Genomic DNA, 11,467 nt, shown 5'->3' on the forward strand with positions numbered 1-11,467 from the left:
AGCAGCCAGTCGGCGATGTCGATCGCCTCCCAGGGCGCGTCGAGCGGAGCGTGCTCCGTCGAGGCGGACAGCACCAGATCGGTCAGGACCTTCTTGGCATCACTCATGATGTGTTTCCTTCTGTGGGGCCACGGCTGGTGCCGGGCCGGTTTGTGCAGGTCATGGCCGACCGGACACTGCCAGTTCGACCACTCTTGGTGATCTGCCGACTGCCTTGTGCCATCGACCGGAGGGGGCGCTAGGGGTTCGCCGCCTTGTGCCGTCACCGTAGAACCGGTGGACGAGGGGTCCATGCTCGTCAGCGCACGGCCGCTGTACCCACCGTGCACCGCGCGTCGAGCACACGCAGCTCATGAGAGTGCGGGAGAGACGGATGGCCGGTGGGCATCCCGGAGACGAGGCCCTTCACCCCCTCGCTATGCTCTGGCTGCGAGCGCGGCTCCCAGCGCGGCCAGGGCTGCGGCGACCAGCGCGGTGAGAGTCCAGCCGCCGTGTGCGAACAGCAGTGCCCCTGCCGCGGAGCCGAGCGACCCGGCCGCGAAGTAGGCCGTCATGTAGAGGGTGTTGAGGCGGGCGCGTGCCTCGGGATGCTGTGTGAGGGCGTGGGTCTGGTTGGCGACGTTGCTCACGCGGGCACCGGAGTCCAGCAGCAGTGCCCCGACGATGAGTGCACCGGCCGACAGGCCCCATACACCGGCGACGAGGAGGCCGAGAGCCATCGTCCCCGCGGCCGCCACCGCGAGACGTCGCCGCATACGGCCGTCGAGGAAGCGGCCGATGGCCAGGACCGTGGCGGTGCCGACGACGCCGACCAGGCCCAGCAGTCCGGCACTGGTGGTCGACCAGTGGTGCGCCGGGCCGGTCACGTACAGCGTCACCGCGGTCCAGAAGACGTTGAAGCCGGCGAATCCGGCGGCCGCGGTCAGCGCGGCCCGGCGCAGACCTCGCTGACTCCGCAGGAGCGGAAGGAGCGAAGCCAGCAGGGCCCGGTAGCGCAGCCCGTGGCGCACGGGCGGTTCGGGCAGGCCTCGCAGCGCGACGTGCACGACCAGCGTCATCAGCGCCGACAGCACATACACCGAACGCCAGCCGAGGAGACCGTCGAGCGCCCCGGCGATGACCCGGGCGCCCACGATGCCGCCGAAGAGGCCGGCCGTGATGCGTGCCGTCGTGCGCCCCACCGCCTCGCGCGGCGCAAGCGACGCCGCGGCCGGCATCAGGATCTGTGCCAGCACGCTGGTCGCTCCCAGCAGCACCGATGCCGCCGCGAACAGCGCGTAGTCGGTGGCGGATGCAGCGAACGCCAGGGCGATCAGCCTGGCCGCGTTCAGCCAGCGCATCAGCCGGTGCAGTCCGGTTCTTTCCAGGGCGGGCACCACCAGCAGCAGCCCGGCCGCGTAGCCGACCATGGTGATCATCGGAAGCAGTCCGGCGAGCGCGTCGGACACACCGAAGGAGGCGGCCAGCGGCCGCAGGAGCGGCTGCAGGTAGTAGACGTTGGCGACGCTCACGCCGGCCGCGACCGACATCCACGTCACCTGCCCCTTGCTGAGCCCGGGCGGGCCAAGGGGGTCTGCAGGCTTCGTCTTCGTCCCGTCGAGGCGCTTCGGCGCCTGTGTCACGTCTGCCATGCCTCTACAGTGGAGATAAACGAGCAAGAGGTCAAAGACCAGTTTTTGATCCGATTGATAAATGAGGTTGATGACTGTGGAACTGAGGACCCTGCGGGTCTTCGTGGCCGTGGCCGAGGAGCAGAGCTTCACCCGCGCCGCCGAACGGCTGTCAGTGGCACAGCCCGCTGTCAGCCACCAGATCCGCTCCCTGGAAAAGGAACTCGGCGAGGCACTCTTCGAGCGCAGCACCCGCAGCGTCCGACTGACCGAGGCCGGCCGGGTGCTGCTCCCCCTGGCCGCCCAGACCCTCGCCGACGCCGACCGAGTGACCGCCGAATTCGCCTCCCGCGCCGCCCTGGTCACCGGCACCCTCGTCCTGGGCACCGTGGACGGGGCCGAGCACACCCCTCTGCCCGCACTCCTGGGCACCTTCCACCGCCAGTACCCGGGCGTCGCCGTGCAACTCGTCGAAGGACGCAGCGCCGGACTCATCTCACGCGTCGAAGAAGGCGAACTGGACGCCGCCGTAGTGGCCCTGCCCCAGCAGCCCCTGGCCGAACACCTGCGCAGCGCGGTCATGCTCGAGGACGAGATCGTGGCCGTCGTGCCCGCGGACTCCCCACTGGCAAACCGGGAGAACGTGCCCATCGAGCTGCTGTCCGGCAAGACCCTGATCAGTTACGACCCCGACAGTGGACTGCGGGCACGACTTCAGTCCGCCTTCGACGCCGCCGGCATCGACTTCACCACCCAGTACGCCACCAACGACGGGGGCCTGCACGCCGCCCTCGTGGAAGCCGGAGTGGGCATCTCCCTCACCGTGAGGACCGACCGGGCCCTCACCGCAAACCCCCGGATCCGCGCCGTCCCGGTCAGCCCCTCCCTCACCTACCGCAAAGCACTGATCTGGCGCGCCGTCCCCCGGCCCACCCGGCCACTGCAAGCCCTCCTCGCCCTCGGCGGCCCCACAGCACCCTGACAACGTCCCCCACCGACGTGGGGGTGGTTCTACCAGGCGGGCGCTCGCGGCAGTTGGATGTACGGAGACGTCCATCCAGCCGGGTGTGGTAGCCGAGCCTGGTGCTGGTGCGCAGACTGACCGATCAGGAGGCGCTGAAGGTGCAGCTGATCGCGCATCGCAGAAGCACCAGTTCGGTGCCCCCGCCGGCGCGTGCTCTCCGTGCTGACCGGCACGGGGTGCGGGTCGCTCGGGTCGAACACCGTCTGGAGGGTGTAGATCGGGCTGGTCCCGATGTCGCCGAAGACCACCCCGAGCGCCCCGACCACCAGCGAGAGGCGGACCCCGGCCTGCGGGTGCGGAACAGGAGGCCCTGACAGCCCCGCCGATGGTCCTTCGTCCGAGCCGGTCGGGTGCCGGTGGCTGTCCATGTCGATCCTCCGCGGCACAGGGCGACTGCCGGGCATGTCGTGCGGGACGATACCGGTCAGGTGCACCCGTCCCGTTCAGCACACCCCGGACGCCGGTTCCGGGTTCGGCACGATGCCCCAGAGGGCGTTGCCCGAGCGCTTCCTACGCGGGGCGGCCGTCGGAGAGCCACTGGGCGAGGCCGCGCAGCCCCACCGCCCATCGCCCGAGGTCGGTGACCTCGGCGTGCTCGGTGACGACGGTGAGCAGTTCGGCCACGGCCTCGTCCGGCCGCCGGGCGTCGTTGAGCGTCAGGGCGCGGAACACGCGTACGGAGTCGGAGTCGGGGAACTCCCTGCGGGCGCGGTCGAGCACCTTCAGCGACTCGTCCAACTCGCCCAGCCACCTCAGGGTGCTGGCGTACTGGCACAGGCACCGGCGCAGGACGTCGCCGTCGAGGCCGAGGGCGAGCGCCCGCTCGTAGTGGCCGCGGGCGGTCTCCTCCTGTCCCGCGGTGTCGTAGGCGCCGCCCAGCTCGTACACGAGGACGGGGTGGTCGGGGTGTGCGGCGAGCAGCGCCTGGAAGTAGGCGATCGTCGGTGCCATGTCCGCCCGGTCGCGCCGGTCGTAGCCACGCTGGATCGCCTCGGCCAGTTCGGGTGTCACGTCGGTCGTCACAGCGGTGCCCCCACGCGTACGAGTCTGAAGATCGACTCACCCTAGCGGAGCCCCGCCCGCCGGTGACCGTCGCCGTTGCCGTCACCGTCGGCCGGTCAGTGCGCCACGCGGTAGCGGTGCTCGGGGCGTCCGGTGGCTCCGTAGCGCAGTTCGAGGCGGACCATGCCCTCCTTGACCAGGTAGGAGAGATAACGCTGGGCGGTGGCGCGGGAGACGCCGGTGCGTTCGGCGGCTTCCGCGGCCGACAGGTCGTCGTGCGCGGCGCGCAGGGTCTGGTGCAGCAGGGCGAGGGTCGGCGCGGAGTGGCCCTTGGCGGGGACGCGGGGCACGGCGGGCGGCCGGGCGGCGCTGAACAGGGCGTCCACATCGGCCTGGTCGGTCTCCGGCACCGCGCCGAGGGCGTCCATCCGGTGCTGGAGCTCGCGGTAGGCGGTGAGCCGTTCGGCGAGGTCGGGCGCGCCGAAGGGTTTCACCAGGTAGCCGACGGCGCCGAGTTTCATCGCGATCCGCACCGAGGTGATGTCCCGGTCGGCGGTGATCATGATGGCGTCGGGGCGGTTCCCGCCCTCGTCCCCGCTCAGCCGGCGCAGCACGTCGAGTCCGCTGCCGTCGGGCAGGAAGATGTCGAGGAGCAGCAGGTCCGGACGGAGGTCGCGCACCGCGTCCAGCGCCGCGCCCACGGTCGCCGCCTGTCCCACCACCTCGAAGCCCTTGACGCGGGACGCGTAGTCGCAGTGGATGCGGCTGACCCGGAAGTCGTCGTCCACCACCAGGGTCCGGATCACCAGCGGTCACCTCCCGTGCTGCCGTCCGGCGCGCCGACCGGCACCGGCCGGCCCGCCGTGAAGAGAGCGCCCGGTGCGGCCGGGGCGAGGTCGGGCACGGGCAGGACCACGGTGAAGACCGCACCCGGACCCTCGCTGACCGTGATCGTGCCGCCGTGCCGCTGCACCAGCCGGTGGACGAGTGCGAGTCCGAGGCCGCGCCGCGCGGTGCCCCGGTCCGGGCGGGTGGACCAGCCGTCCTCGAAGATCGACTCGGCGGCGCCCGGCGGGATGCCCGGCCCGGTGTCGGCCACCTCCACCCGGACCACGTCGACGGCCTCGATCAACGACAGCCGCACCTCGGGGCCGCCGGGCCGGGCCGGGGCGGACGCGGACGCGTCGATCGCGTTGTCCAGGAGGTTGCCGACGATGGTCAGCAGCCGGCGCAGATGCGGCGGGTCCCCGCCGAGGGCGGAGTCGTCGCTGAGGACGATCCGCACCCCGCGTTCCGCGGCCACCGTGGTCTTGGCGACGACCAGTCCCACGAGCAGTGGGTTGCCGATCCGTTCCCGCACGGATTCGGCGAGCGCCTGCTCGGCGCCGGCCGTCTCGACGGCGAACTCGTAGGCGGCGTCGTGGTCGCCGATGTCCAGCAGCCCGGCCATCGTGTGCATCCGGTTGGTGAACTCGTGCTGCTGGGCGCGCAGCGCGTCGGTGAGCCCACGCACGGAATCCAGTTCGCGCAGCAGCCCGATGAGCTCGGTGCGGTCGCGGACGGTGACCACGGCGCCCAGTTCCCGGCCGTGCAGGGCCACCGGCATCCGGTTGACGACCAGGCAGTGGTCGTCGGTGAGCACGCTGATGTCGCTGCCCGCCAGGGTGCCGTCCAGGGCGCGGCGCAGCCGCCCGTCCGGCAGTGCCTCGTCCAGCGTGCTGCCCAGCGCCGTGCCGAGTCCGAGCAGGTCGCGGGCCTCGTCGTTGACCACCGTGATCCGGCCGTCGGGGTCGAAGGCGACGACTCCCTCGCGGATGCCGTGCAGCATCGCCTCCCGGTCCTGGAGCAGCCCGGCGATCTCCTCCAGTTCCAGCCCGAACGTCGTCCGCTTGAGCCGCCTGGCCAGCAGGAACGCGGCTGTCGAGCCGAGCGCCACGGCGATGGCGCTGTACAGGCCGAAGGTGGGCAGCTCGCGCCACAGCTCGCCCAGCACATGGTGCTCGGTGATGCCCGCGGACACCTCGCCGACCAGCTTGCCGTCGGGTCCGTACAGCGGGGCCTTGCCGTTGGCGGAGCGTCCGAGCCCGCCCGGGTCGGTGCCCACGTGCGTCCGGCCGTCCAGGACCACGATCGGGTCTCCCGTCGCCACGCCGATCAGCGCCGGGTCGGGGTGCGAGTGGCGGACGCCGTGCAGGTCGAGCACGACGACGTACGACGCGCCCGAGGCGTGGCGGATCCTTTCGGCCACCCGCTGCACGACGTCCCCGCCGCCCCCGTTCCGCATGGCCTGCCGGATCTGCGGTTCGGCGGCGGTGGTCCGCGCGATGTCCAGGGCCCGCTGCTCGTAGGCACGGTCGAGCTCGCCCCGCTGGGCGAAGGCGAACAGCACGAAACCGATCAGCCCGGTCAGCGCCAGGATGAGCAGCTGGTTGGCCAGAATCCGCGCGGAGAGCCGCCCCTTCCCGCCACGGCCGATCGGGATACGGACGGGTTTCACCAGTCTCCCTCGCGTCTCTCGCCTGTCGTAGGGCTGCCGGCGCGACCTGTGGCGCCGTACCCGTGGTGGCGTGATTGTGCCCCCGGCACCGGCCTTCTGCCCACCCCCGGCTCACTGAGCAGAACGAGCAGAAGTCCGGCTAACACGGCTAACGCGGGATACGGAGGAAACAGCGACGTAACACCCGGTGGCCCCTAGCGTCTGCCTTCCTCGACCCCCGAGGTCCGACCCCCGAGGTCAGGAAGGAGACAGCCGCCGATGGCTGCACGCAACGATGCCGCGCCGAGCCCGGTCGCCGAGAAGGACGGCCAGGGCAGCGCGCGAGTCGAGATTTCAGGGCTCACCAAACGGTTTCTGACCCCTGCGGGTGAGGTGTTCACGGCACTGCGGGACGTCTCGTTCACCGTGGAGCCGGGCCAGTTCTGCGCGGTGGTGGGCCCGACCGGCTGCGGCAAGTCGACGACGCTGGGCATGGTGTCCGGGCTCGACCGGCCCAGCGAGGGCTCGGTCAGGGTCGGCGGCCGTGAGGTGGACGGCGTCACCGACGGCGTCAGCTTCATGTTCCAGGCCGACGCGCTGCTGCCCTGGAAGACCGTGCTCGGCAACGTGCTGATGGGCCCCGTCTTCCGCGGGGTGCCCAAGCAGCGGGCGCAGGCCTCGGCGCGCGACTGGCTGCGCCGGGTGGGCCTCACCGGGTTCGAGGACCGCTACCCGCACCAGCTCTCCGGCGGGATGCGCAAGCGCGTGGCGATGGCCGCGGCGCTGATCAACGAACCCCGGATCCTGATCATGGACGAGCCGTTCGGCGCCCTGGACGTGCAGACCAAGGCGATCATGTCGACCGAGCTGCTCGGTCTGTGGGAGCAGATCCGGCCGTCGGTCATCTTCATCACCCACGACCTCGACGAGGCCGTGGCGCTCGCCGACCGGGTCGTCGTCATGACGTCCAGCCCCGGATCGGTCAAGGCGGTCTTCGACATCGACCTGCCCCGCCCGCGCGGCTCGGTCCAGGAGATCCGCTTCCAGCCCCGCTTCATCGAACTTCAGCACCAGATCTGGGACTCGCTGCGCGAGGAGGTGGAGCGCGCCTACGCACGCACCGCAGGAGGTACGGCATGAGCACCGTGTCCGCAGTTTCCGCCGCGCCCGCCGAGGACGGCGCACGGCTTTCGGCGGGGGCCGCCGCCCGACGCGCTCGCCGGCTTCGCGCCGCCCTGGTGTGGGCCGGCCGCATCGGGCTCGCGGTCCTCGTCATCGGCGGCTGGCAGGCCTTCACCACCTGGGGAATCGTCGACCCGTTCTTCTTCGGGCAGCCCTCGGGCATCGCCGGGCGGCTGGTTGACCTCTTCCGGCACGGAACCGAGTTCGGATCCTTCTACGCGAACATCTGGACGACGATCCAGGAGGCGCTCGCCGGCTTCGCCGTGGGGGCCGTCACCGGCGTGGTCTTCGGTGTCGCGCTGGGGCAGAGCCGCTTCCTCGCCGACGTCCTCGGCCCCTACATCAAGATGGTCAACGCGATCCCGCGGATCGTCCTCGGCTCGATCTTCATCGTCGCGTTCGGCATCGGGGTGCTGCCGAAGATCCTGCTCGCCGCGGTGCTGGTGTTCTTCATCGTCTTCTTCAACGCCTTCCAGGGCGTGCGCGAGGTCGACCGCAACATCCTCGCCAACGCCAGGGTGCTGGGCGCGTCCCAGGCGCAGATCATCCGGCACGTCACCGTGCCCTCCGCGCTCACCTGGATCATCGCCAGCCTGCACAGCGCCTTCGGGTTCGCCATCGTCGGCGCGCTGGTCGGCGAGGTGCTGGGCGCGCAGAGCGGCCTCGGCCTGGTCATCAAGACCGCGCAGAACAACTTCGACCCCAACGGCGTGTTCGCGACGATGCTCGTCATCTCGGTCATCGTGCTCGGCGCCGAGTGGGTGATCGGCAAGCTGGAGCACCGGCTGCTGTCCTGGCGTCCGCCGGCCCCCTCCGAGGCGTCCAACGCGCTCTGACGCGACCCGTCGCTCCCTCTTCCCTGCTCTTCCCTGTTCTTCCCTGTTCGACCTCAGAAAAGGAATGTGGCCAGCCATGTCCAGACGACCCGCCACCGTCGCCGCGTCGCTCCTCGCCGTTCTCACCCTCGGCGCGGTCAGCGCCTGTTCCGGCAACTCCGGCAGCACCACCGCGAGCAGCGGCTCCGGCTCCGCACCGACCGTCAAGCTCATGGTCGGCGGCATCGACAAGCAGATCTACCTGCCCTACCAGCTCGCCCAGAACCTCGGCTTCTACAAGAAGTACGGCGTCGACGTCCAGCTGAGCACCGAGCAGGACGGCGGTGTCGGCGCCGAGGAGGCCATGGCCTCGGGGCAGGTCGACATGGCCGGCGCCTGGTACAACCACACCATCGAGTTCCAGGCGAAGGGCAAGGCGGTCGAGGACGTCGTCCAGCTGTCCGGCGCGCCGGGCGAGCGGGAGATGTGCACCAAGAAGTCCGGCGTCACGTCGGGCGCCGACTTCAAGGGCAAGACCCTCGGCGTCACCGACCTGGGCTCGGGCACCGACACGCTCACCCAGTTCCTGGCCGCCAAGAAGGGCGTCAAGACCAGCCAGTTCCACCGGATAGGCGTCGGCGCGGGCTCCACCGCCATCGCCGCCCTGCAGAACGGCAAGGTCGACTGTGTGATGACGACACAGCCGACGGTCGCCGCGATCCAGAAGAAGGGTGTCGGCACCTCCGCGATCGACCTGGCCACCACCCAGGGCGCCACGGCGGCCATGGGCGGCGCCTATCCCGCGGCCAGTGTGCTCGCCCGCACCGACTGGGTGGACGCGCACAAGGACACGGTGCAGAAGGTCGTCGACGCGCTCGTGGCCACCATGCACTGGATCAACACGCACAGCGCGGCCGACATAGCGAACAAGCTGCCGGCGTCGTTCGTGTCGAACCAGCTGGTGACCAAGGCCGACTACATCACCGCCCTGACCGAGGACAAGGGCCAGTTCCTCCCCGACGGCATCATGCCGGCCGGCGGTCCGAAGACCTCGCTGGCCACGGAACGGCTCGTCGGCAACGTGAAGGGCTCGGTGGACCTCGGCAAGACGTTCACCAACGACTTCGCCGTCCAGGCCAACAAGACGGAGGGCTTCAAGACCACCACGACCCCGGCGGGGCCGACCGGCTGACCGCCACCGGCACAGGGCCGCCCAGGTGACAGCACCGGGGCGGCCCCGGCATGCTCACCCGCTTGTCCCCGTCCCGTGAGTCTCGTCCTGACCGGCAGGAAGGAGCAGGGTGAACGTGGCCGGGTCCCTGCTGGACAGAAAGAGCCTGCCGCCGAGCGAGACGGCCAGGTCGCGCGCGAGGGCCAGGCCGATGCCGGTTCCCGCTCCGTCGCCGGTGCGTCCGCGGTCGAAGAGCCGGGACGGCTCGCCCGTCACGGCGCCCTCGTCGCTCACGTCGAAGGCGAGGGCGTCCTCCAGGTCCCGCACCGCCAGGCGAACCGTGCCGTGCCCGTGCACCCGGGCGTTGTCCAGCAGGATCCCGAGCAGCTCCGAGACGGACGCGCCCGGAACCCGGGTGCCGGCCGCCGTCTCCTGGGTGGCGCACTCCAGGCGTCTGCCGTCCTGGGCGAAGAGGCCGTGCCACCGTTCCTCCGTCTCCCCCAGCAGCTGTCGTACGGCGATCGTCCTGGCAGTGGGGCGGGCCGGCACTCCGGAGCGGGACAGACGCAGCACTTCCTCCACCGTGTGGTGCAGGCGTTGGGTGGTGGCCAGCGCCTCGGCCAGTACGGGCCGCAGCCGGGCGTCGTCGTCCTGGGCGAGGCCCGCCTCAAGGGCGAGTTGCAGGCCGGTGAGCGGGGTGCGCAGCTGGTGGGAGGCGTTGGCGGTGAAGTCACGTTCGCGGCGCAGGAGTTCCGAGAGGCTGTGCAGCATCTCGTTGTGGGTGCGGGCGACCTGGTCGATCTCGGCGAGGCCGCTCCGGGCGGCCCGTGCGGTCAGGTCGCCCTCGGTCACCGCCCGGCAGTGGCGGGAGAGGTCCTCCAGCGGCGCGGCCAGCACCCGGGCCTGACGGCGGGCGACGAGGACCGCGACGGTCAGCGCGAGTGCGGCGACGCCGAGCAGCAGCAGCCAGGCGACGGCGACCCGGTCCCGTACGGCGACCGCGGGAGACGAGGCGCGTACGACGCCGATCACCTTCTCGGCGTGGGAGACGGGTACGGCCACCACCAGGTCCTGGGCCGACCGGCTCCGTACCATGCCACCGCCGAGGCTTCGCCGGACCGGGGTGTCGCCGGACCGGGGGCCGGTGCCCGCGCGCAGTCGCCATCGGGGGTCGTACAGCCCGAGACGCCCCCCGGCCGGGGGCGCGGGCAGTTCCACCGGGTCGCCGGTCACGAAGTCCGGGCTCACCCGTACGGCCGCGGCCAGGGCCGCACGTTCCAAGGTGTCGCGCTGGTCCGCGTACAGGGACGATCTGATCGCCAGGGCCAGCGGGACGGCGAGGAGGACGACGGCGACCAGAGCGGCGGTCAGGGCGACTCGCACCACGCGCTGTCTCATGCCCTCATCATGCGCGCCGCTCACCTGGGCGGATGCACTGCGCCACACGGTTTTGCCGTCGTCTAACCCTCGGTCATCGGGGCGTTAACCGACCACCTCCTAGCGTCGGTGCCATGACCGTCCGGTCCGAGGCTCCTCTGGAGGGCAGTGGCCATGGCAGCACACACCAGGGCGTACGCGGTCGTCGGGCTGACCCTCGCGGCGGCGGTGACCGCCGGCTGTTCCGGATCCGGGTCGGGCGCCGGCTCCGGCAGCCCGGCGTCCGGGTCGGTCACCGTCAGCGGGCAGAAGCAGCAAGCACCCACCGAGTCCAACCCGCCCGGCGACATCCCCGACAACCAGGTGTACGTCTCCTACCGTCCCACCGGCGGTACCTTCACCGGCTTCACCGTGAAGGTGCCCGAGGGCTGGGCCCGTACGAGCCAGGGCTCCACCACCGCGTTCACCGACAAGCTCAACACCGTGAAGATCACCGCGGTCTCCGCCTCCGGCACGCCCACGGCCGGCTCGGTCACCAACACGGTCGTACCCCAACTCCGTTCCCAGGTACCGAAGTTCTCCTCGCCCAAGGTGAGCGAGGTGACCCGGCACGCCGGCCGGGTGGTGCTGCTGACCTATCAGGGCGACTCGGCGAAGGACCCGGTCACCGGCAAGGTGGTGCGGGATGCCTTCGAGCGGTACGCGTTCTACCGCGCGGGGCACGAGGTGGACCTGACCCTGTCCGGACCGGTCAAGGCCGACAACGTCGATCCCTGGCGCATCGTCAGCGACTCCTTCACCTGGCAGTGA

Annotated in this window: 11 protein-coding genes; 5 read left to right on the forward strand and 6 right to left on the reverse strand. The window is 71.1% G+C overall.

Features of this window, described 5'->3' with window-relative positions; all coding sequences use genetic code 11:
- Positions 1-416: 416 nt before the first annotated feature.
- Entirely contained in the window at positions 417-1,631 is a 1,215-nt protein-coding gene (locus AB0G52_RS28160; RefSeq protein ID WP_361339856.1) for an MFS transporter, read from the reverse strand.
- Positions 1,632-1,701: 70 nt separating this feature from the next.
- Between AB0G52_RS28160 and AB0G52_RS28165 the strand changes: the two genes are divergently transcribed.
- Complete coding sequence (locus AB0G52_RS28165) at positions 1,702-2,592, forward strand: LysR family transcriptional regulator (RefSeq protein WP_361339859.1); 891 nt, start codon at positions 1,702-1,704, stop codon at positions 2,590-2,592.
- A 29-nt stretch (positions 2,593-2,621) separates the two neighbouring features.
- Here the strand turns inward: AB0G52_RS28165 and AB0G52_RS28170 are convergent, their stop codons facing one another.
- From AB0G52_RS28170 to AB0G52_RS28185, 4 genes are all read right to left on the reverse strand, one after another.
- On the reverse strand, positions 2,622-3,038 hold the full coding sequence (locus AB0G52_RS28170; RefSeq protein ID WP_361339862.1) for a KUP/HAK/KT family potassium transporter: 417 nt from the start codon (positions 3,036-3,038) through the stop codon (positions 2,622-2,624).
- A 106-nt stretch (positions 3,039-3,144) separates the two neighbouring features.
- Positions 3,145-3,657, reverse strand: coding sequence for a tetratricopeptide repeat protein (locus AB0G52_RS28175; RefSeq protein ID WP_207921769.1), 513 nt, complete (start codon positions 3,655-3,657; stop codon positions 3,145-3,147).
- A gap of 95 nt (positions 3,658-3,752) precedes the next feature.
- Complete coding sequence (locus AB0G52_RS28180) at positions 3,753-4,442, reverse strand: response regulator (protein WP_132889928.1); 690 nt, start codon at positions 4,440-4,442, stop codon at positions 3,753-3,755.
- Positions 4,439-6,133 carry a sensor histidine kinase gene (locus AB0G52_RS28185; RefSeq protein WP_361339866.1) on the reverse strand — a complete coding sequence of 565 codons (1,695 nt, stop codon included), beginning with the start codon at positions 6,131-6,133 and terminating at the stop codon, positions 4,439-4,441. The genes AB0G52_RS28180 and AB0G52_RS28185 overlap by 4 nt, the downstream gene beginning before the upstream one ends.
- A 258-nt stretch (positions 6,134-6,391) precedes the next feature.
- On the opposite strand from AB0G52_RS28185, the gene AB0G52_RS28190 reads away from it, so the two are divergent.
- The 3 genes from AB0G52_RS28190 to AB0G52_RS28200 all read left to right on the forward strand — a co-directional run bounded on the left by AB0G52_RS28190 (position 6,392) and on the right by AB0G52_RS28200 (position 9,301).
- Positions 6,392-7,252 (forward strand): ABC transporter ATP-binding protein, encoded by an 861-nt coding sequence (locus AB0G52_RS28190; protein ID WP_361339869.1) that lies wholly within the window; start codon positions 6,392-6,394, stop codon positions 7,250-7,252.
- Positions 7,249-8,130, forward strand: a complete 882-nt coding sequence (locus tag AB0G52_RS28195; RefSeq protein ID WP_361339871.1) for an ABC transporter permease — start codon at positions 7,249-7,251, stop codon at positions 8,128-8,130. Before AB0G52_RS28190 ends, AB0G52_RS28195 begins: the two co-directional genes overlap by 4 nt.
- 76 nt (positions 8,131-8,206) lie before the next feature.
- Positions 8,207-9,301: an ABC transporter substrate-binding protein gene (locus AB0G52_RS28200; protein WP_361339874.1), complete on the forward strand. Its 1,095-nt coding sequence runs from the start codon at positions 8,207-8,209 to the stop codon at positions 9,299-9,301.
- A gap of 54 nt (positions 9,302-9,355) precedes the next feature.
- Here AB0G52_RS28200 and AB0G52_RS28205 read toward each other — a convergent pair whose 3' ends face one another.
- On the reverse strand, positions 9,356-10,678 hold the full coding sequence (locus AB0G52_RS28205; RefSeq protein WP_132889933.1) for a HAMP domain-containing sensor histidine kinase: 1,323 nt from the start codon (positions 10,676-10,678) through the stop codon (positions 9,356-9,358).
- Positions 10,679-10,831: 153 nt separating this feature from the next.
- Between AB0G52_RS28205 and AB0G52_RS28210 the strand changes: the two genes are divergently transcribed.
- Positions 10,832-11,467, forward strand: coding sequence for a hypothetical protein (locus AB0G52_RS28210; protein WP_132889934.1), 636 nt, complete (start codon positions 10,832-10,834; stop codon positions 11,465-11,467).

This window comes from Streptomyces sp. NPDC021562, from assembly GCF_040640875.1.
Lineage (GTDB): Bacteria > Actinomycetota > Actinomycetes > Streptomycetales > Streptomycetaceae > Streptomyces.